Source organism: Massilia sp. Soil_C_3 (assembly GCF_057657035.1).
In genome coordinates this window covers 494,310-514,486 of record NZ_JBDGJG010000004.1, presented here as the reverse complement: position 1 = coordinate 514,486, position 20,177 = coordinate 494,310, and the positions used below count along the sequence as shown (strand labels likewise).

At 68.5% G+C, this 20,177-nt stretch carries 15 protein-coding genes; 7 read left to right on the top strand and 8 right to left on the bottom strand.

Features of this window, described 5'->3' with window-relative positions; all coding sequences use genetic code 11:
* Window positions 1-63: 63 nt before the first annotated feature.
* Together AC3A6F_RS10460 and AC3A6F_RS10455 are read right to left on the bottom strand one after the other, a co-directional pair.
* Entirely contained in the window at window positions 64-1,239 is a 1,176-nt protein-coding gene (locus AC3A6F_RS10460) for a sensor histidine kinase (protein ID WP_487680394.1), read from the bottom strand.
* 72 nt (window positions 1,240-1,311) lie between these two features.
* Complete coding sequence (locus AC3A6F_RS10455) at window positions 1,312-2,352, bottom strand: hypothetical protein (protein WP_487680392.1); 1,041 nt, start codon at window positions 2,350-2,352, stop codon at window positions 1,312-1,314.
* A gap of 238 nt (window positions 2,353-2,590) precedes the next feature.
* Here AC3A6F_RS10455 and AC3A6F_RS10450 point away from each other — a divergent pair, with 238 nt between their 5' ends.
* From AC3A6F_RS10450 to AC3A6F_RS10425, 6 genes are all read left to right on the top strand, one after another.
* A complete protein-coding gene (locus tag AC3A6F_RS10450; protein ID WP_487680390.1) occupies window positions 2,591-4,093 on the top strand; it encodes a hypothetical protein in 1,503 nt (500 codons plus the stop codon).
* Window positions 4,090-5,592 carry a hypothetical protein gene (locus tag AC3A6F_RS10445; RefSeq protein ID WP_487680388.1) on the top strand — a complete coding sequence of 501 codons (1,503 nt, stop codon included), beginning with the start codon at window positions 4,090-4,092 and terminating at the stop codon, window positions 5,590-5,592. The genes AC3A6F_RS10450 and AC3A6F_RS10445 overlap by 4 nt, the downstream gene beginning before the upstream one ends.
* 20 nt (window positions 5,593-5,612) lie before the next feature.
* A complete protein-coding gene (locus AC3A6F_RS10440) occupies window positions 5,613-6,071 on the top strand; it encodes a hypothetical protein (protein WP_487680386.1) in 459 nt (152 codons plus the stop codon).
* A gap of 19 nt (window positions 6,072-6,090) precedes the next feature.
* Complete coding sequence (locus AC3A6F_RS10435) at window positions 6,091-9,753, top strand: tubulin-like doman-containing protein (RefSeq protein WP_487680384.1); 3,663 nt, start codon at window positions 6,091-6,093, stop codon at window positions 9,751-9,753.
* Window positions 9,754-10,181: 428 nt separating this feature from the next.
* Window positions 10,182-10,421 (top strand): hypothetical protein, encoded by a 240-nt coding sequence (locus AC3A6F_RS10430; protein ID WP_487680382.1) that lies wholly within the window; start codon window positions 10,182-10,184, stop codon window positions 10,419-10,421.
* A gap of 73 nt (window positions 10,422-10,494) precedes the next feature.
* Window positions 10,495-10,818 carry a hypothetical protein gene (locus tag AC3A6F_RS10425; protein ID WP_487680380.1) on the top strand — a complete coding sequence of 108 codons (324 nt, stop codon included), beginning with the start codon at window positions 10,495-10,497 and terminating at the stop codon, window positions 10,816-10,818.
* A 7-nt stretch (window positions 10,819-10,825) separates the two neighbouring features.
* Here AC3A6F_RS10425 and AC3A6F_RS10420 read toward each other — a convergent pair whose 3' ends face one another.
* The 4 genes from AC3A6F_RS10420 to AC3A6F_RS10405 all read right to left on the bottom strand — a co-directional run bounded on the left by AC3A6F_RS10420 (window position 10,826) and on the right by AC3A6F_RS10405 (window position 14,872).
* Window positions 10,826-12,112 (bottom strand): sensor histidine kinase, encoded by a 1,287-nt coding sequence (locus tag AC3A6F_RS10420; protein WP_487680378.1) that lies wholly within the window; start codon window positions 12,110-12,112, stop codon window positions 10,826-10,828.
* A complete protein-coding gene (locus tag AC3A6F_RS10415) occupies window positions 12,105-12,803 on the bottom strand; it encodes a response regulator transcription factor (RefSeq protein ID WP_487680376.1) in 699 nt (232 codons plus the stop codon). Before AC3A6F_RS10415 ends, AC3A6F_RS10420 begins: the two co-directional genes overlap by 8 nt.
* Window positions 12,804-12,878: 75 nt before the next feature.
* A complete protein-coding gene (locus AC3A6F_RS10410) occupies window positions 12,879-13,646 on the bottom strand; it encodes a MipA/OmpV family protein (protein ID WP_487680374.1) in 768 nt (255 codons plus the stop codon).
* Window positions 13,647-13,726: 80 nt separating this feature from the next.
* Window positions 13,727-14,872: a fumarylacetoacetate hydrolase family protein gene (locus AC3A6F_RS10405; RefSeq protein WP_487680372.1), complete on the bottom strand. Its 1,146-nt coding sequence runs from the start codon at window positions 14,870-14,872 to the stop codon at window positions 13,727-13,729.
* A 145-nt stretch (window positions 14,873-15,017) separates the two neighbouring features.
* On the opposite strand from AC3A6F_RS10405, the gene AC3A6F_RS10400 reads away from it, so the two are divergent.
* Window positions 15,018-18,002 (top strand): sensor histidine kinase, encoded by a 2,985-nt coding sequence (locus AC3A6F_RS10400; RefSeq protein WP_487680370.1) that lies wholly within the window; start codon window positions 15,018-15,020, stop codon window positions 18,000-18,002.
* A gap of 3 nt (window positions 18,003-18,005) precedes the next feature.
* Here the strand turns inward: AC3A6F_RS10400 and AC3A6F_RS10395 are convergent, their stop codons facing one another.
* Window positions 18,006-19,319, bottom strand: a complete 1,314-nt coding sequence (locus AC3A6F_RS10395) for an ATP-binding protein (protein ID WP_487680368.1) — start codon at window positions 19,317-19,319, stop codon at window positions 18,006-18,008.
* Window positions 19,316-20,056, bottom strand: coding sequence for a response regulator (locus tag AC3A6F_RS10390; protein WP_487680366.1), 741 nt, complete (start codon window positions 20,054-20,056; stop codon window positions 19,316-19,318). The genes AC3A6F_RS10395 and AC3A6F_RS10390 overlap by 4 nt, the downstream gene beginning before the upstream one ends.
* Between the last annotated feature and the right edge of the window lie 121 nt (window positions 20,057-20,177).

Genomic DNA, 20,177 nt, shown 5'->3' with positions numbered 1-20,177 from the left:
GATGTGGACAAATGGCCAATAGTATGGAGATGCCGGACAAGGCTAACAAGCGCCGGATGGATTCTATGCGACCGGCATGCTGAAGGTGAAGGTGGTGCGATTCGCGCCGGAGCGCACGCCGATCGTCCCGCCATGGCCTTGCGCGATCTGGTCGACGATGTACAGGCCCAGTCCCAGGCCATCGTCCCTGCTGCGCGAGCGGGCGCGCCAATAGGGTTTGAACAGTTGCGCCATAACGTCGGGGCTCAGGTTCGGCCCCTCGTTGCGCACTTCCAGCACAAAAAGGCTGTCGTCGATGTCGACGCGTACCTCGATCGGACACCCTTCGGCGCCGTGAACCAGCGCGTTCTTGAGCAGGTTCGACAGCAGTTGCGCCAGGCGCTGGGGATCGCAGCGCAAAGCCAGGCCGCGCGCGATGCTGCTGGCGATGGCGCGACCGGGATACACGCTGCGCAGTTCATCGATCACCTGTTCCAGCACCCGGTCGACGTCGGCATGGCGGGCCATGTCGAGCGCCAGTCCCGAACCCATGCGCCCGCGCGTGAAATCGACCACGTTGTCCACCAGCCCGGACATGCGCAGCGCGCTGCTGCGCATCCGCTCCACCAGCTGGCGGGTCATTGGGTCATCGTGGCGCCGCGCCAGCAGTTCGGCGCCGGTGAGGATCGCCGAGAGCGGCGTGCGCAGGTCGTGGCCCAGCACCGCGATGAACTGTTCGCGCAGCTCCGCGGTGTCGCGTTCGGACAACAGCGCGGTGCGCGCCGCGCTCAGCGAGCGCTCCGTTTCGAGCTGGCGCGACACCAGTTCGGCAAACAGGGTCAGGGCCGGGATGGTGGGGCCCTCGCTCAGCCGGGCCGGTTCCGGATCGAGACCGCACAAGGTACCGAAATAAAAGCCGTCGGGGCGAAAGATGGGAATCGAAAAATAGCTCTGGAACCCGTAGATGCGGGGGGTGTGGTGATCGCGGTAGCACTCGCTGTCGCGCACGCTGTCGATGACGACCGCCTGCCGGGAATCGCGCACTTCCTCGCACAGCGTGGTGGTGACGTCGAGCGTCGCGCCGGGGACAAGGCCGAATCCCAGGCCGTCATGGACCGCGCAGGCGGTCCAGCTGTCGGCGGTGACGTGGGCGATGCAGACGAAGCGCAGGCCGGTAAGCGCGGCAACGGTTTCCAGCATCCTCGGAACGGCGGCGATGGCCTGGATTTCCCTCACATGACTCGATAGCGAGTCCGGCATGATGGGCTCCCGTTTTACAATAAGCCATCATACCACGCGATCGTGCCGCGCCGGGCCGGCATCAGGCCGACATCAGGCCAGCCAGCGACCGTCCGCGTACACCCGTTCCTCGCCCAGCCAGACCGCATCGGTCACCGCGAACACGTCGATGTGGTAGCGCGCATCCTTGCGCTTGAAGCCGGGTTTCGGATACACGCCATGCTTGGCGCCGAGCGACAGGTGGATGCCGCACATGCGCTCGTAGGTGCCGATGTCGTCGACCCGCAGCTCGCGCGTGAAGGCCCGGTTCAGGCCGAAACCCAGCTCGCGCACCCAGACTTCGCCTTCCTCAAGCCGGATATTGTCCAGCACCTGCTGGAAGGCCGGCGTCGCGTTCTCGGTGGCGACCACGCGGCCGGCCTCGATCACCAGGGTCACCGGCAGGTCCGGACGGTTCGAGCGGTAGCTGGTGTCGCCGAACACGTGGATCTGCACCCGGCCGTGCACCGCCTCCAGGTCGAGCGCTTCGGTGAACACTTCGCCGATCGGGAACTGGCCGCCGATGTTCTTCATGTCGCTGTAGTCGCCGATGTTCAATTTGGCCGGCTCGAACGGCGAGGCGAAGGTGAGCGTCTCGCCGCCGCCGACCACGCGGCCGTGCGGCGCGCGGTCGATGCGCTCCTTGAGCGCGCGGCCGGTGCCGCGAAAGTAGGCGGGGTCGTAGGCCAGGGCGTCGATGTAGTGCTCGCCCTGGATGCCCGGCATGCGCGACAGGTGCACGTGCTCGATCACTTTCAGGTCGCGCTTGAACAGCTCGACCCGCATGCGAAAGCCGTCGAGGCGGAAGTTCGACGACTGCAGCAGCACCACCAGCTCGCCCGCCACCATCGTGTTAAACGCCGCCAGCACCGCTTCCGGCGTCACGCCGTCGAAGTCGACGAAGGTCGCCTCGGGCAGGTTGCGCCGGTAGCCGTCGAGCAGCGCGCGCGAAAGGCCGGTGCGGGTGTCGTACACCACCAGCGCGCGCTGCGCCGGACCGTGTTCGAGCGCGATCGTCAGCACGTCGGCTAGATGCCTGGTGGCGGCATCGACGGCATGCGAAGGGAGGTCGGCGTGGGGATCGGCAGCGGTCATGGCGGAATCGGAAGGGCTGAAGAGGTGGAAAGGCAGGCGGCCATTATACGTATGTCTGCCGAAAGTTCCCCGTCGGGGCAGGCGATGAGTTCGATTATTGATGCGTCCGGGATCGCGCGACGCTACCTTGTGAACGGCGCGCCGCGCGCCGGTTCACGGAGCTATCATTTGAGCAACAGCAATGACGCGGCCTGCGGGTCGTGTTTCGACAAATTATTTGGCAGAGCGAAAGGCAGCAATGGCGTACAGATGGGAAACGCCCGCCAGCATCTGGCAGGAAGACGAGGCAAGCGGCGAATTCGCCCTGCTCGCCAGCGAAGGCCTGGGCCCGGTCGACTGGCAGGGGCGCGCGCGCCAGCGGCTGCCCGACGTCGCCCACGTGCTCGGCGCCTCGCTGCCCCTCGATTGCCGCTGTTCTCCGATCTATCCCGAAGGTTTCGCCTATTGCCCGCGCTGCGGGCGTCCGCTGCTGCGCCTTGGCGGCGCGCCGACGCGAGCGCGCGGCTGGTGGGGACCGGGCGGGGACGACGTGCTGCCGCGCCACGTGCCGCATGGCTTGCCGGTCACCTCGACGCCGCTCGGCGACAGCCTCGAAGAACGGCCGGCCGCGCCGACGCCAGGCCGCTGCGACCTGACCATGCCGGCGCCGCCCAATGCCTGTTCGGTGTTCGCTGCCGCCGGCTTCGGCTTTCCCGGCGAACGCCTGCTGGCGCTGGCCCACACCCGCGGGGTGCTGCAATACTGGGATCCGCTGGGCGGCAGCTGGCATGTGCTCACGCCCGAAGCGGGCGCCGCCAGCCTGGCGTTCACCGCGTCCAGCCACGCCTGGATCCCGGCGCTGGATGCGCGCCGCGGCGAGGCCGGCGTGGTCCCCGGCCTGGACGGCCTGCAGCGGCTCTGGATCGATCCGGTAAGCGAAACCTACCGCACCGAGAGCGTGCTGGCCGCGCCCATCGTGGCCGCGCCCGGCCTCATGCGGCGCCACCTGGCGTGTCTCGCGGGCGGCAATGACGGCGTGCGCCTGTGGAGCATGCGCCTCGACCTCGATGAAGTGCACGAATATGCCTGCCCCGATGCGCCGGCCGCCGGCTGGAGCCGTCCGCTAGGCTACGACGGCCGGCTGTTCTGGCTGCACGCGCAGGGCCAGCTCACCTGGCGCCCGGGCGAGGCGCCGCAATTTTCGCCATGGCCGCTGCACTGGCAGCCACGCCTGGACTTCGGCGGCCCGACCCAGGGCCGCGACGGCCGCCTGTGGCAGATCGGGCACGATGGCCAGGGGTATTCCTATCTCGAACTCGGCGCCGGCTTCGACCGGCTGCCGGCGCGCATGGCGATCGACGGCGCGCGCCTGGGTTTCGCCAACTTCCTGTTCCGGCGCGGGCATCCGGTGCTGGACGAGCCGTGGTCGAACGAGCACGTCGAAGACCCGCACCACGACGACACGCTGGTGCTGCCGCTGCTGCGCAGCTTTAACAATAACCGCAGCCAGCCGAGCGGCCTGGTGCTGCGCTTGCACAAGGCGAATTTTCGCGCCGAAGAAGCGTTGGGGAGCGGAGAAAACGCCCGCATCATCCCGCGCACCACCGTCGAATGGATCGGGCGCCGCAACGTGATCCTGGACGAGATCGCGCGCCTTTCCCGTCCGCTCGAGTGCGTGCCGGTGGTGGCGGGCGGCTGCCTGTGGCTGCACCATCCGGACTGGAACCAGATGCGCGGCTGGCGCCTGGACGAGCCCTTGTGATCACGACGATGATGAACACGATCGCACGTCCACTGGCGGCAGCCCTGCTGGCCGGCGTGTCGCTGTGTGCTCATTCAGTCCCGCATGTATTCCTGGTGCAGAACTCGGGCTGGATGGAGCCGTTCTACAGCGATCCCAAGTCGCCTTTCAAGCCGCTGGTGGCGGCGTTGGCGGGCAGCGTGGTCCAGCCGGGAGACGCGCTGGTGCTGGCAAGCTTCAACCAGGCCCGGGAGGGGGCGCCGTCGCCGCGCGCGCTGCTGTCGTTCAAGGCGGGCGAGGAACCGGTGCGCGCGCGCGTGGCGCAGGCCATCGCCAGCCTCGATACGGCGCGCAAGCCGGGAGGCGCCGCGCTGGCCGACACCGATCTTGGCGAAGCGGTGCGCGCCGCCACGGGCGAGGTGCTCAAGGGCCAGCCGGGCATCGTCTGGCTGGTGACGAACAACCGCAACAGCCCCAACAACGACCAGGCCACGGCCACCCGCAATCGCGAATTCTATGCGCTGATCCACGGCGGCGACGCGATCACGAAGGCGCTGGCCTTCCCGCTGCGCATGCCGGTGCAAGGTAAGCATTACAGCGCGAACGGCTTGATGGTGTATGCCTTCGCCGTCGGGCCGCAAGGCGCGGCCGCGCTCGATGCGCTGCTGGCCTCCGGACGCATCGCCCGGGTGATTACCGAGCCGCCGGCGCGCCTCAAGCCGCTCGACCGCGACACCGTGCGGCTGGCGCCGCGCCGCGTCGTCAATGCGCCCGGCGTCTCGTTCGCATCGGATGCGCGCGGCGTGCTGCGCGCCGACGTCGCTCCCGATGCGCGCACGCCGCAAGCGCGCATCGAATGGAACCTGGAAAACACGATGTATCCGTACACGATCAGCTCCGCCACCCTGAGCGCGCGCTCGACCTTGGCCGGCGAGAGCCGCCCGATCGCGCTCGATACCCAGCGCGTGCGCGCGCTGGCGCCCGGCCAGCCGGCGCCGCTGGGTTCCAGCATGGCGCTGCCAGTGGCGCAGATTCCCGACAAATGGTCGCTGGCCGCGCTCAAGTCCGCGGGTTCCGCCTACGTGCTGCCGGGTCGGATCGAGCTGCACCTGGCCGACCAGGAGCTGGCGCTGTCGCAGGCCTTCCGCCAGCGCATGGCGGCGCTGTTCCCGGGCGATCCGCTGCCGGACATCTTCATCCCGCCGGCGCGGGTGCAGGCGTCGACGGCGGTGCTGCCGGTGGAGGTGCGCGTCCATTACGGCATGGGGCCGCTGCTGGCGCTGGTCGGGACCTTGCTCGCGCTGTTGGCGCTGCTCGCGGCCGCCGCCTGGGCCTGGGCGCGGCCGCGCAAGGTGCAGGTGACGGTGGACGAGGAGATGCGCACCATGCACGGCCGCGCCGGCACCACGCAGGCGATCCATGACCGCCATGGCGAACAGGTCGCGCAACTGAAAACAACGCTGTTCGGCCATCGGCTGCTCGATGTGCGCGAAGGCGCGCAAGTGCGGCTCGGCCGCTGAAGACTAGAAAGGAAAACGCCATGCAGGCAACCCAAGCACCAACCGATGCCCCGTCGCCCGCCGATCCAGGCTTCAAGCTGCCGGAAGAATCGGCCTCGCCACAGGATAGCTCGCCGCGCACGTTGCCGGACACCGCCACCCGCCCGGTCGAGGTGATGCCGGTCGACCCGCACACCTTGCCGGTCGCGGATACCTCAGACCGCGACCTGGCGATCGGCGGCATCGTGTTCCTGATCCTGATCAGCGTCTACTTCTTCGCGCGCGGCGCCTATGTACACCACTTGGTGAGGAAGCGCGTGGCGCCTTCCTCGGCCGGCAATGCGGGCTGGCTGCTGTTCGTCGGCCTCGGCTTCCTGTCGGCGGCGGCGGTGCTGGCCATCATCAATGCCAGCCGCTTCCTGACCTTCGCCGTCACCGGCCCGCTGGTGGCGGTGGGCCTGGTGGCGCTGGTCGCCTCGCTGTTCATCGGCCGTCGTTAAGAAAGGGAGTTTTTTCACCATGGCAGAATTCCCGAACCCATCGAGCGTCAACGCCCGTCCGGCCGAACTGAAGGTCGACCTGCGGCCGACGCTGTTCATCGGCGCCGGCGGCACCGGCATGGAAGTCATGATGCGCATCCGGCGCCGCATCCTGTCGGCGGTCTGGAACCGGCGCCATCCGACCCGGGTCGAATCGATCGCCGACTTCCCGGTGGCGCGCTTCCTGCACTTCGACCTCGATAACAATGCCGTCATCGACGAGGGCAAATCGCAGCGCACCGATCCCTGGTACGAGCTGGTGCGCCTCTCCGACGAGGAACGCCTGGTCGAGCCGCTCGACCTGCCGCAATACCATGAGTCCGACGACAGCCTGGCGCGCTTTCCGCTGATCGAGAGCTGGATGCCGCTGCGGCCCAAGAAGCTGCGCTCGCTCGGCATCGATCCGTCGAAAGGCGCGGGCCAGATCCGCGCGCTGGCGCGGCTCTACCTGTTCGACAAGTATCCGAAGCTGCGCGGCCGCATCAAGGGCGCGCTGAACTACCTGAGCAGCAATGCCGGCATCGAGCGCAAGGAGAATTACCAGCGCCTCGGGCTGCAGGTCGACACCTCCAAATTCCGCATCGTGGTCATCGCCTCCGCCGCCGGCGGCACCGGCGCCGGCAGCGTGCTCGATCTGGGTTGGCTGTCGAAGGCGATCGCGCGCCAGGAAGTGTCCGACAGCCAGGTCGACCTGGTGCTATTGATGCCTTCCGGTTTTGCCAAGGCCAACAAGGAGCGCACCGAGGCCAATGCCTACGCCACCCTGATGGAACTCGAGACGGCGATGCGCGACATGAACGCCAGCGTGGCGTGGGCGGAGCCGGACAGCATCGCGGGCCGCGGCGCGCCCTACGACGACGTGTATTTCGTCGACACCGCCAACCTGGCCAACAAGGCCACGCTCGACGTCAAGGATGTCTACCAGATGGTGGCCGACACGCTGTTCGAAGACTTCGCCTCGGCCGATTTCGCCAACCGCAAGCGTTCGGTGGCGGTCAACCAGCAGCAGCACAAGCTGGGACCGTACAACCCGCGCGTGCCCGAGGCGCGCTTCGGCGACATGCGGCTGTCGTACTCGAAGGTGTATTCGAGCTTCGGGCAGTCGGTGCTCGACACCCAGCAAAGCCTGCATGAAGACATCCGCGCCTATGAACTGGCGGCGCTGATGGTCAAGGCGTTTTTCGGTCTTGCCGGCGCCGATGGCGTAAGTGGGAACAATGCGGGGAACAATGCGGCGCGGCGCGCCGGCGACGCCGAGCGCGACGCCTTCATGCGCGAGCAGATGGAGATGGCCGAGCGGCCGTTCGACGAGTTCCCCGACCTGCGCAAGGGTTCGGTTGACGTCACGCCGTTCACCGAGTACGCGCTGACGACCGCGCTGCTGCAGGACCGCGACGGCCGCTCGCTGCTCGAGCGCGTGGAAAGCCGGGTCCAGCTCGAGATGGACCGCATCATGGCGTCCTACGACATCAAGCTGTGGCGCGAAAAAGTGTCCGAACTGCTGCCGCAGCTCGAACGCGATGCGATCCGCGAGGCCGGCGCCACCGCCGAGACCAGCGAAGACCGCATCAAGCGCCATACCGGCGAACTGTCGAACCGCCTGAAGGGCAGGGTGCGCGAGCGCCTGTATGCCCTGCTCGACGACCGCCGCCAGGGCGGGCTGGAATTCGTGCTGTCGCTGCTGGAGCAGGTCAAGGCGCGGCTGTCGCAGCGCGACCTGGGTCATGCAGAACGTAATGGCCGGCGCTACCGCGACATCCGCGATGCGCTGCGCACGCGCCAGGTCGAGGAATCGCTGAACAACCTGGGCCAGGCCGCCGGCCGCCTGTTCGGCAAGGAGCCGCAGGCGCGCGAAGTGATGGGCCACCTCAAGCGCGACCTGGCCGACTACCTGCGCTTCCACCTGCTCGCGGTGGCGGCCGGCCAGTCGATCGAAGTGATGCGTTCCCTGTCCGGCTGGCTGGGCGATCCGCAATCGACCGATGAACAGGGCCATGCGCAGTGGAGCGGCATCGCCGGCGAATTCCAGGAGGGCCGGCGCGCCGTGCAGGCGATGCTCGGGGCGGTGGACCAGCGCATCTTGCAGCTGCGCGCCGACGCGCGCCAGGAACATGCGACCACGATCAAGCTCGGCTTCGATACGACGCCGGCGCCGGTGAGGCTCACTGGCGACACCAGCATCTGGAGCGAGGAAGTGCTGCTCGAATTCGGCGGTTCGTCGCGCCTGTTCCCGCAGCTGGGCGACGAACGCCTGCGCGCCGAGTTGCTGCTCAAGCTGTTCCGCCGCGCGCAGTTGCAGCTGTCCAGCCAGGGCCTGGACCAGCAGGAAGGCGCCGATCCGCTGCTCGAACGCTTATCGAGCCTGTCGCCGCAGGAGCGCCAGCGCATTTTCGCTGAGTGGATCCGCAGCGCGATGCCGTGGGTGAATGCGCGCTTCTCGGCCGAGTTCACGCCGAACGCCGACCAGTTCAAGTGCTTCATCGGCGTGGGCGATCCAATCGCATGGCGACGCATGGAGGCCGAGATCCGCGCCGCCGTGCCGACCGGGCACTTCCATGGCGAGCTGGTGTCGATCGTCAACACCGGAGTGAGCGGCAGGGCGGTGTGCTATATCGAGCTGTCCGGCTATCCGATGACGGTGCTGCGCGGCCTGCCGACCTGGCGCGCCTCGTACCAGATCGAAAACCCGAAGATCCCGACCCACCTGCATTTCGACGCCACGCGTTTTCGTCATCCGATCTCGCCGTCGATGGACGAGCTGGGACGGCTGGCCGACGATTACGAGTGGTATTTGCAGGCGATCGCGCTCGGCGTCATCCGGCGCAAACCGGAGCTGGGCGACCGCGAGGCGGCTTTCCAGCCGCGCGGCCAGTACCTGTTCGAGGTCGAAGCGGGGTCCGGCGAATGGCTCCAGGTCGGCAACGAGTTCGCGATCCGCTCCAATGGCCTGCCGCCTTATTATCGCGAGGGGATCGTCGCGGCCGTCCAGGCCCGCCTGGTGAATCTCGGCCCGCAGCGGCTGATGCTGCTGGCGGCGCTGATGCGCTACTACCAGCTGCGCGTGTACGAACCGCGGCTCGAAGTCGACGAGACCGGCGCCCAGCTGCCATCGCCCTCGCTGCCCAACATCACCGCGCGCCGCCTGTACGACAGCTGGATCCGGCGCGCGCAGGCGCCAGACCCGGCCCTGGGGCCTGCGCGCATCGAAGCCTTGCTGGGCCATGTCGAGCGCTGGACCGAGGCTGTTCCCGGCTCGAGCCAGGACGCCTATAGCTGGGAAGTCGAGCGCGCGGTCGACAAGCGCGTGATCCTGCCCGCTCTGCTGGCGGACGAGGAAGCGGCGGCGCATGCGCTGGCGCCGCGCCCCGTCGCGCCGCCACCGCTGCCGACTACCGCGCCGCGCTTCAAGCTGTTCGTGGGCGGCGCCCAGCGCGGCCCGTTCACGGTCGACGAGATCACGGAGCAGGCCGCGCGCGGCGAGATCGATCACGCCACCCGCGCCTGGGACATGCGCTGGCATCCGAAGATCGGCAAGTGGAGTACGGTGGGCGAGCTGCCGGAATTGGCAATCGCGCTTGGCCGGACGCGGGATGAGGGCATACCCGACCCCGACGACGGCGTGCCGGATCCGGCCCAGGATTGAACATGGAGCAAGCCCAGTCCCTCCACCGCTGCGTGAACGTCGGCTGCGGACGCGCCTTTCCGCGCCGGGTCGATTTCTGTCCCTGGTGCGGCACGGCGCAGCGAGCCGTCGCCGCGCCGATCGTGCCCCCGGCGCCAGCCTTGGCGAAACGGCCGGAGCCGGTCGTGGTCCCGCCGCCGCCGCCGGCGCCTGTCCCGGCTCCTGCGGCGCCAATTCCGCCACCGCCACCGTCACCGCCACCGTCACCGCCACCGTCACCGCCACCGTCACCGCCACCGTCACCGCCACCGTCACCGCCACCGCCACCCAGGCCTCCGGCGCCGCCACCGATTCGCCCGAGCGTTCCGCAACGGCCGGCTCCACCTTCGCGCAAGCCGATCCGCCTGCGCTGGTGGCTGATCGCGCTCGGCCTGCTATGGCTGGCCTGGATGCTGACCAAGCCGACCCAGGCGCGCATCGAGCGCCGCATGGACGCGGCGGTCACGCTGGCGAAGGAATGCAAGCCGAAACAGGCGCAGGACGAATTGATCGCGCTGCGCAAGATGCGCGCCAGCAAAGAGCAACTGCGCAAGGTGCAGGATGCGCTCAATGCCGCAGCCGCCGCCTGCACGCGCGAGGAGCGGCGCCGGCGCAGCCATCCGCTGGCCGATCCGAAGCGGGGCGGCTGACCATGTAAGTACATCCACGCCGGATGACCCGGTGTATCATGGAAAGCGTTGAGGAAACCGCAAGGAGTAGAGAATGAAAGCAACCATGACCAGGGTGCTGCTGGTGCCGGTGATGCTCATGGCGCTGGCCGGCTGCAGCCGTGACGAGGACGGCGCCGGCCCGGCGGAACGCATCGGCAAGGCGATGGACGAGGCCAGCGCCAAGGTGACCGATTCGATGAAGGACGAACTGGCCCGGGTCGACGACGCGGTCGACGAGGCGCGCGACAAGGTCAAGGACGCGACCGAGGAAGCCAGCCGCGGCCTGGATCGCGCGACCGAGGAAGTCGGCAAGTCGGTGGAACGCGCCGGCGAGAAGATCCAGGAAAAGGCGGACGAGATCCAGGAAGACGACTGAGCGCCGTCTAGGTAAACGTCATCTCCGCCAGCGTGCCGTGCGCGGGGTTGGACGAGATCGTCAAGGTCCAGCCGAAGCGCTCGCACACCCGGCGCGTCAGGAATAGGCCGAGTCCCTGGCCGCCGCCCTGCTTGACCGACTTGCGCAGCGCCTGCGTATAGCGCCGCGCCGCGGCGACCGTGTCGAAGCCTTCGCCGCTATCCTGGATGGAAAGGCGGCCTTCCGTAAGACGCACGCGGATGGCGCCCTGGTAGCTGTTCTCGGCCGCGTTACGCAGCAGATTGCCCACCACGATGCGCGCGATCGCTTCCGGGCTATTCACCGTCAGGGGGGCCAAAGCTTCGACGACGAAATGCGCGTCCTTGCCCTCCAGTAGATGGCGGTGGTCGTCGATCAGCGTCAGCACCAGCGCATCGAGCCGCGTGGTCTCCAGCGGCGCCTTGCCGTCCTCGCGCGACAGGAACAGCAGCGCCGCCATGATCTCGGTGAGGTCGTCGACCGTCGATTCGATGCGCGCCAGCGGGGCCTCGGCGGCCGGCGGCAGGTCGTGCAGCTTGAGCACGTCGACGGCGCCGGCGATGACGGCGATCGGCGTGCGGAATTCGTGGCTGGCCTGGTCGAGCAGGCTGCGTTCGCGCTCGATGAAGCGCTCGACCCGTTCCAGGTGGCCGTTGACGATGACGGCGATGTCGTGCAGTTCGCTCAGGGCGAAGTCGGTCGCCAGGCGCTGCGACGGCTGCTCGGGATCGAGTTCTTCCATCCGCTCTGCCAGCACCCCCATCGGCCGCCGCAGGCTGCGGTAGACCCAGGCGATCGAGCCGGCGATCATCACGCCGCTCAGCACGGCGATCAGCACGCTGACCAGGGCCATATTGTTCTGGTAGTTCTCCAGGTCGGTGATGTCGACCGCCATCACGATGCGTTCGCCGTCGCCGACCGGCGTTACCAGCACCGCATGGCTGAGATCCGACTCATGGCTGTCCATCCGCTCTTCGTCGTAGTAGCCGGGCTGCAGCCCGGCGAAATAGGGCGGCATGTCGGCCGGAATCGGGCCCGCGCCCAGGCGCCAGCCGCGGATCAGGCCCGTCTGCGGCGGCTCGGGCGCAGGCCTGCCGTCCGCGAGCATCCGGGCGGTGCTCGATTCCAGCAGTTCCTCCCACAAGGGATGCACGATCAGGTGCTGGCTCAGGTTGCCCTGCACGGTCAGGCCCAGCGCCATCACCAGGAAGAACAGGACGAATACCGCGCTGATCTTGCGCTGCAGGCTGGACATGCCACGGCTGCGCTTATTCATCCGACAGCTCCAGCCGGTAGCCGCTGCCCGCGATGGTCTTGAGCAGCTTGCGCGGCGCGTCGCCGTCGACCGCCTTGCGCAGCATGTGCATATGCGAGCGCAGGACGTCGTTGTCGGGCACGTCGTCCTTCCAGATCAGGGTTTCGAGTTCCTCGCGCCGCACCAGCGCGGGCGAGCGGCGCATCAGGAGTTCGAGCAGCTGGCGCCGCACCGGCGTCATCGCCAGCACCTTGCCGGCGCGGCTCACTTCGAGCGTGCCGAGGTCGAAGCGCAGGTCGGCCACCTCCAGCACCTGCGATTCGGCCACGGCGCCGCGCGTGCGCTGCACCAGCACCCGAAGGCGGATTTCCAGCTCCGCCAGCGCCACCGGCTTGACCACGTAGTCGTCGGCCCCGGTCAGGAAGCCATGCAGCTTGTGCTCGAGCTGGTCCCTGGCCGTGAGCACGATCACCGGTATCTGCGATTTCATGTCCTGGCGTAGCCGCCCCAGCATCGTCATGCCGTCCATGCGCGGCATCATCCAGTCGAGGACGATGGCGTCGTAGCGGTTGATGGCCAGCAGCCCCAGGCCGGATTCGCCGTCCGGCGCCGCGTCGGGATGGTGCCCGCACGCTTCCAGGTAGTCGTAGATGTTCGCGGCCAGGCCGGCGTTGTCTTCGATGATGAGTATGCTCAGGGGCTGCTTGATCATGGGGCCGCGACGGATTCGGTTGATAGGGCTGGACCAGTATCGCATCAAAGCCGCGCGACCGGTCCCAGGTAAAGGTCAGAAGCCGCGGCTGAAACCGATGAAGGCCGACACCGAGCCGTCCTTGTCCTTCTCCACCAGCGGGCTGTCGGAGAGCTTCGTCGGCAGCTTGCGGTAGCCGACGTTGCCGATGAAGACCCAGTTGCCGGCGAACGGGCGCATCACGTCGACGCCGATGCGGGCCACCGCCGCGCTGCCCGGCTGGTAACTGGCCACGCCGCGCGCAATTTCCTCGGGCAGGGTGCCGTAGTAGTAATTGGCCAGCTTCTTCGACAGGTGCGAGACGCCGACGTTCGGTGTGATGCGCGTGGCGCCCCACTGGACTGGATACCCATAGGTCAGATTGGCTTCGTAACCCTTGCTGGTGCTGGTGACGTCGCCCTTGATGCCCAGGTCGAGCTGGCCCATGGCGCCCCGCCAGCTGGCGGCCAGGCCCAGGTCGAAGGCATCGTCGCGGTCTTCCAGCAAGGCGCGGTCGATGCCGCGCTCGGCCAGTTCAGGCCCGCCGAAATCATCCCGGTCGATCCCGTCGAAACGGGCCGACAAGGTTGCGTCGAGCGCGAAGCCGCCGCGTTTGACCAGGTGGGCGCCGCCGCCAATGCCGCGCCAGTAGAAGCGTTCGCCCTGGTAGGTCACGAGCGGGAACGGCGTGACGCGCGTGCCTTCGCCGGCGTACACCGAGTCGGAGACGGCGGCGCCGACGCCCAGGCCCCAGCGCGGCGGTTGTTGGGCGCTGGCGAGGCTGGAGACGGCAAGAAGGGTAGCAAAGAGAAAGAAGGGCTTCATGGATGGTCCTGTCGGTGGTCGTGAATGCGTGCCTGCACTATGGGGCAGGCGTGTCGATGAAATGTCGTTGGCGCGTTGGCTTACTTTGTCGGCGCGCCGGCCGCGATGACGGTGGCGTCGATCCAGCCGAGGTAGTTGCTGGAATGGCGCACCCGGTTGCCCGGCTGCAGATAGATGCGCCTGGCGGCCTCGCCGGCCAGGTAGCGCTCGATCTGCGCCAGTTGGGCGGCGCGGTCCTTTGCGCCCATTACCGCCTTGATCACGGCCGGCTCGGGCTCCTGGAACACCACGCCCTCGCCGGTGCCGGTCAGCACCGCGCTCTCGGTGCCGATCGCCTTTCGTGCGACCATCGGGATGCGGCTGCCCGCATACGACCAGGTGCGGCTTTCCGCCTCGTCCAGCGTCTCGGTCACGATCGCGCGCAGGTCCTTGATCATGTCGCCCGCCTTCGCCTGCTGGCGCTGGCGGCCGTCGACGTGGGTCGCGATGGTGACGCCCTGCAGGAAGGCCTTCCAGTCGCGCGGCACAACCAGCAGGGCGCCGGCGGGGAAGCGGTCCGGTCCGCTCTTGGCGTCGGCGAAGCCGTCGCCGGAGGCGGGATTGCGCAGATTGATATTGCGCACCAGCGTGGCGCGGTCCGAGAAATCGCCGCACAGGAACAAGCCCTTGCGGGCGGCGTCGAAATCGGCGCCGGAGCGCAGCTCGCGGTCGAAGCGCGCGCAGACTTCCACCTCGTAGTCCAGCAGGGCGCCGGGGGCGGCGAGGACGGTGGAGCGGGGGCCGCCGGCCGCCGACAGCTTGGGAAACAGGAAGGCCTCGTGCATGCCGACCTCTTCGCCGTGCGCCGGGTAGTTGGTGCCGGCGGCGATGTGGGCCAGTCCGCGCGGCCCCACGCCGAGCAGGCGCTCGAGCGGATGGCTGACGGTGCCTTGTGCCTGGCGCGCCAGGCCGTCGAGGGCGGCGGCGTCGAAGAGGTTGATGACGTCGAAGGCGTCCGGGCTATACAGGCCGCTGGCCGCGCTCAGGTCGATGGCGGTGAGCTTGCCGGCGCCCAGCGTCAATGCCAGCAGGGTGTGGACCCGCTCACCCTGTCGTACCTGGGCGAAGGTATGGGCCTGTGCGAGGGGCGCCAGCATCGGGGCGCCGCCGACCGGTGGCGCTGCGGGCGCACTGGCGGCGGCAAACACCAGGCTGGCGCAGGAAAGAAGGGTACGAAGGCGGAACATGGTGGACTCCAGGTGGTGAACGAGCCGGCATCGTAGCGAGGCGATGTCGCGAAGTTGTCATTCAATACCTGCCCTGCATATCCACGCATGGGGTATATTTCTGGTATTGAATTCTGCTACCACAAGTAGGAGTTATCCAGCAGCCATGCCCCGCCTCTCCTTGCCGCCACTCCTGCTGAACAGCTTCTGGGCCCTGTGCCTGTTGTCATCCGGCCTGCCTGCCTGGGCGCTGGACCGTGAGGTCGGCCTGGCCAATATCCATCACACCCGCTGGACCGCGCTCGAGGGCGCGCCGTCACGGATCATGTCGATGGCGCAGACGTCCGATGGCTGGCTATGGCTCGGTACCAATGATGGCTTGTACCGCTTCGACGGCGCGCGTTTTACACGCGTGGAACTGCCGCGGCGCGGCATGCTGGCGCGCGATCGCATCTACGCGCTGGGCGCGGAGCGCGACGGCAGGCTGACGATCACCTATGCCAGCACGGGCATGTCGATACTGCATCCGGACGGCCGCCTGGAAGACTTGCCTGACGCCCAGCAGCCGCTCGGCCTCATCCTGTCCACGGCGATCGACGCCGACGGCAGCATCTGGGCCGGCGCGGAGCGCGGCGTGCACCGTTTCGACGGCCAGCATTGGCAGGCGGTCCCGTTCGATGGCGTGCCGGAGGTGGGCGGCGTACACAATATGCTGGTCGACCAGTATGGCCAGATGTGGGTGTCGGACCGTGAAGGCGCCTGGCGCCTGGACCGCCAGCGTGGTCGCTTCGTGCGCGTTGCCATGCATGGCGGGTTCTTCGCGATGTCGCCCGACGGCCGCCTGTGGCTGGCGAACGGGGGCAGGATCTCGCTGCTGCCCGGTGCGCCGGATGGCCGCGTGCTGCCGCCACCGGAAGGGTTCAATCGCACCGAAGCACGACCCGCGGCGCTGTTCGACCGGGATGGCACGCTGTGGTCGCTCGGCGCCGGTCGTGAACTGCGCCTGCGCTATGGCGCCGGCACGCTGCCGGATGCCGCCTTCGATGCTGCACAGGGCGAGGGCGATGTTGTCGCTTCCCCGCCTTTGTCGGGCGACGATCCTGAATACATCCTTGAAGACCTTGAAGGCAATGTCTGGATCGCGACCCAGCATGGCCTGGACCGCTTCCGCGAGCGGCGGGTGCATCGCTCGCTCCTGTCGGGGGCAGGCTACTACTTCACCCTGGCGCGTGATACCGATGGCGTGGTCTGGGCCGCTGACCGCAGCAATGGCGCCTTGTGGCGCATCGCACCAGGCCGCGCGCCGCAGGTCGAGCGCGGGCAGCATGCGCTCATGGTCGCCACCGACCACCGGGGCGCGCTGATGCTGGCCGGAACGCATGGCATCGAGGTGCGCTATCGCGGCGCGGTCGAACGGATACCTTTCCCACCGGGACCGGATGGCAAGCCGGCCGCGTTGCGCCTTGCCGGCCTGGGTCATGACGGCAAGGTGTTGTGGATATTCTCCGCCCCGACCGGCCTGATGGGACTGGTCGATGGCAAGTGGCTGCCGCGCAGCGCCTTTCCGCTGCCACCCAGGATCGGCGTCTCGACGGCTGGCGCCAAACCGGGCCAGCAGTGGCTGGGCCTGGCCGACGGTGAGCTGGTCTTCTACGACGACGGCGTCAGGCAGGTGTACGATGCGTCCGCGGTCGGCATGGCGTCACGCATCTTCGCCGAAGGCGACATCACGATCAGCGGCGCGCGCGGCATGGGCGTGCTCAAGGACGGCCGGGTCCAGCTCTTGCGCGCCCCGGATCCGGACGCGCTGCGCAACGTCACCGGCATGTACGTCACGCCCGAGGGCGACCGCTGGCTCAATGGTGCGGGTGGCGCAGTGCACGTGCGCGCGCAGGATTGGCGGCGCAGCATGGCCGACCCCGGCCTGCCGCTGCGCTACCGGCTGTTCGGCGTGCAGGACGGCTACACCGGCAAGGCGATGACCGAGATCCGCATGCCCACGGCGGTGGCCGATGGAGGAGGGCGTATCTGGCTGGTGACAGATGGCGGCGTGGTCAGCATCGACAACACGCCATCGTCGCGCAATGGGCACGCGCCGCGGGTCGCGATCCTTGGCGCCGAGGCCGGCGGCGTGGCCGTTGGCGCTGCCGGGACGCTGTCCCTGCCGGCGGGATCGAACGAGTTCGGCATCGAGTTCACCGCGCTCGGGCTGCGCCGTCCGGAAGGGCTGCAGTTCCAGTACCGCCTGGACGGCGTCGACCGTGACTGGCAGGATGCCGGCAACCGGCGCGCTGCCCGGTACACCAATGTGGCGCCGGGCGCCTACCGCTTCCAGGTGCGCGCGCACAACGAGGACGGCGTGGCCAGCGCCAATACCGCGGCCCTCGAGCTGGAGATCGCGCCGACCCTGTTCGAAAGCCGTCCATTCCAGGTTGCGTGCGCATTGGCGGCGCTGGCGCTGGGCTATTCTCTGTACCGCTACCGCGTGCGTCATCTGACGCGGCGGGTGGCCGAGCGCCTGCGGATGCGCACCGCCGAGCGCGAACGCATCGCCCGCACCCTGCACGATTCCTTCCTGCAGACGGTCGAGGCGCTGGCCCTGCGCCTGGACACCGTGGTGCGCGCCATGCCCGATGGCGACCGGGCCCGAGCCAGGTTGGAACAGGTGCTGGACGAAGCCGACCAGGCCATTGCCGAGGGCCGCGACCGCTTGCAGGAACTGCGCATGAGCGACAACGTCACCCTGGAGTGCGTCATCGACGACGCGCTGCGCAGGCTGCAGGAAGACCATCCCGGGGTCGTGGCCGGCTTCGAGGTCGACGGCAGCGCTGTGCGGCTGGCGCCCGCGCTGGCCGAGGAAGTCGCCGAGATCGCGCGCGAGGCGATGCGCAATGCCTTCCGCCATGCCGGCGCGACGCGCATCGACGTGCGCCTGACGTATGGCCGGCGCCGGCTGGCGCTGGAGGTGGCCGACGATGGCCGCGGCATCGCGAAGGCGGTGCTGCAGGCCGGCAGGCGCGACGGCCACTGGGGCCTGGTCGGGATGCGCGAGCGCGCGGCGCAGATCGGCGCGCAGCTCACCGTCGACAGCGTCGCCGGCCGCGGCACGACGGTGCGGCTGGCCGTGCCCCTCGCCGCCGGTCAAGGATAGGCTTCAGGCCAGGTCGCGGATCACCAGCCTGGCTTCCAGCCCGCCTTCGGGATGGTTCGCCAGTGCCAGCGTGCCGTCCAGCGTGGCCGCCAGTTGGCGCGCGATCGCCAGGCCGAGCCCGGTGCCGCCGGTATCGCGGTTGCGCGAGGCTTCCAGGCGGTAGAACGGTTCGAAGACCTTCTCCAGCTCTTCCTCGGGAATGCCGGGGCCGAAATCGCGCACCAGGATCGCGAGATCGCCGGCTGCGGCCTGTCCGATACTGATTTCGACCGCGCTCCCATACTTGAGGCCATTGTCGACCAGGTTGCCAAGGATCCGCCTGAGCGCGTGCGGACGGGTCGCCATGGAAGCGCCGGCCTTGCCGCGCAGGGTCACGGCACGTCCCGCGTCCTGGTAATCGCCGACCAGGCTGCACAGCATCGCATCGGCGTCGATGCGGCACGGCGCTTCCAGCGTGCCGTGCAGGGTGCGCGCATAGGCCACGCCGTCCCTGACCAGCGCTTCCATTTCAAGAAGGTCGCGGTTCATCTTGTCGCGCTGGACGCCGTCTTCCAGCATGTCGGCGCGCATGCGCATGCGGGTGATCGGCGTTTGCAGGTCGTGCGAGATCGCGGCCAGGATCTGGGTGCGCTCGCTCATGTAGACGGCGATGCGCGCCTGCATCGCATTGAAGGCGCGCGCCGCACGCGAGACTTCCTGGGGGCCGGACTCGGGCAGCGGCGCGGACTTGAGATCGGGCCCGAGACTGTCGGCGGCGTCGGCCAGCCGGGCCAGGGGCCGGGTCGCCAGCCGCACGCCGGCCCAGGTGAATGCCGCCAGCAGGGCCAGCTGGCCGAGCAGCACGGCGGGCAGCCAGTTCGACACCGGCAGGCCGGCGGGACGCATATCGATCGTCAGCGGCGTGCCGTCGCCCAGGATGACGGTGGCCTGCACGCGGTTCGGATGGCCCGGCACCGCCCGCGCAGTGACCTGGTACTGCTTGCCGATGGCGTCCATGAAGGCTTCGGCGATGCGGCGCGCATGCGCGGTGTCGGGCAGGTATCCCTGGTCGCCGGGGCCGAGCGAAAAGCTGTAGGTGCGCCGCTCCAGGCGCGGCAGCCAGGCGGCGCGTTCGGCGGCCGGCAGGCGGTCGAGCAGGGCCACCGAGCTGGCGACGTCCTGCTCCAGGTAGCCGAGCATCAGCCCCACCGTGGCTTCGCGCCGCTCGCTCATGATCAGGACATAGGACAGCGCATGCGCGAGCGCGAGGCCGAGCGACAGGATCAGTACCAGGCGCACGAAGAGGGTGCGCGGCCAGCGCAGGAAATGGGAGCTCATGGCTGACCGTCCGCCACCTCGACCGCGCACGAAAACACATAGCCTTCGCTGCGCAGGGTCTTGAGGTAGCGCGGCTCGCGCGCATCGTCCCGCAGGCGCTGGCGCAGGCGGCTGACCAAGAGGTCGATCGAGCGGTCGAAAAGGTCGGCGTCGCGGCCCTGGGTCAGGTTCAGCAGCTGGTCGCGCGACAGCACGCGCTGCGGATGATCCAGGAACACCCGCAGCAGGCGGTATTCGGCGCCGCTCAGGGCCACCATCGTGCCCTCGGCATCGAGCAGGTGGCGGCCGACGGTGTCGAGCCGCCAGTCGCCGAACGCCAGGAACTGGCCCGGCTCCTTGACCTCGAAGTTCGGCGGCAGCATGCGCGCGCGGCGCAGCACCGAGCGGATGCGGGCGAACAGTTCGCGCACGGCGAACGGCTTGGTCAGGTAGTCGTCGGCGCCCATCTCGAGGCCCACCACGCGGTCGGCCTCTTCGTCGCGCGCGGTCAGCATCAGGATCGGCAAGGCGCGCCATTTGCCGGCGCGCAGGTCGCGGCACAGGGTCAGTCCGTCTTCGCCCGGCAGCATCAGGTCCAGGATCACCAGGTCGAACTGGTGCTGTTCCATCAGCGTGCGCATCTGGCGGCCGTTGGCGGCGGTTGACGCGCGCATGCCCTGTTTTTCCAGGTAGCTGGCGAGCAGTTCGCGGATCTCGAGGTCGTCGTCGACGATCAGGATATGGTCGGTGTGTTCCATGGTCGGCACCTGGCAAAGGATCTGTTCAAGAGTAGCAGTGCTGTCTTTATATCTCAACCGCCGCCCACTTTTGTATGCCAGTGTATCTGGGCCCGGGCCGGGTACAGTACATTGCAAGAAC

Coding starts and splice junctions, on each gene's coding strand:
- AC3A6F_RS10425 (WP_487680380.1), top strand. CDS start 10,495: ATGAAAGCAACCATGACCAGGGTGCTGCTGGTGCCGGTGATGCTCATG.
- AC3A6F_RS10400 (WP_487680370.1), top strand. CDS start 15,018: ATGCCCCGCCTCTCCTTGCCGCCACTCCTGCTGAACAGCTTCTGGGCC.
- AC3A6F_RS10440 (WP_487680386.1), top strand. CDS start 5,613: ATGCAGGCAACCCAAGCACCAACCGATGCCCCGTCGCCCGCCGATCCA.
- AC3A6F_RS10435 (WP_487680384.1), top strand. CDS start 6,091: ATGGCAGAATTCCCGAACCCATCGAGCGTCAACGCCCGTCCGGCCGAA.
- AC3A6F_RS10405 (WP_487680372.1), bottom strand. CDS start 14,872: ATGTTCCGCCTTCGTACCCTTCTTTCCTGCGCCAGCCTGGTGTTTGCC.
- AC3A6F_RS10415 (WP_487680376.1), bottom strand. CDS start 12,803: ATGATCAAGCAGCCCCTGAGCATACTCATCATCGAAGACAACGCCGGC.
- AC3A6F_RS10455 (WP_487680392.1), bottom strand. CDS start 2,352: ATGACCGCTGCCGATCCCCACGCCGACCTCCCTTCGCATGCCGTCGAT.
- AC3A6F_RS10410 (WP_487680374.1), bottom strand. CDS start 13,646: ATGAAGCCCTTCTTTCTCTTTGCTACCCTTCTTGCCGTCTCCAGCCTC.
- AC3A6F_RS10395 (WP_487680368.1), bottom strand. CDS start 19,319: ATGAGCTCCCATTTCCTGCGCTGGCCGCGCACCCTCTTCGTGCGCCTG.
- AC3A6F_RS10420 (WP_487680378.1), bottom strand. CDS start 12,112: ATGAATAAGCGCAGCCGTGGCATGTCCAGCCTGCAGCGCAAGATCAGC.
- AC3A6F_RS10430 (WP_487680382.1), top strand. CDS start 10,182: ATGCTGACCAAGCCGACCCAGGCGCGCATCGAGCGCCGCATGGACGCG.
- AC3A6F_RS10390 (WP_487680366.1), bottom strand. CDS start 20,056: ATGGAACACACCGACCATATCCTGATCGTCGACGACGACCTCGAGATC.
- AC3A6F_RS10460 (WP_487680394.1), bottom strand. CDS start 1,239: ATGCCGGACTCGCTATCGAGTCATGTGAGGGAAATCCAGGCCATCGCC.
- AC3A6F_RS10450 (WP_487680390.1), top strand. CDS start 2,591: ATGGCGTACAGATGGGAAACGCCCGCCAGCATCTGGCAGGAAGACGAG.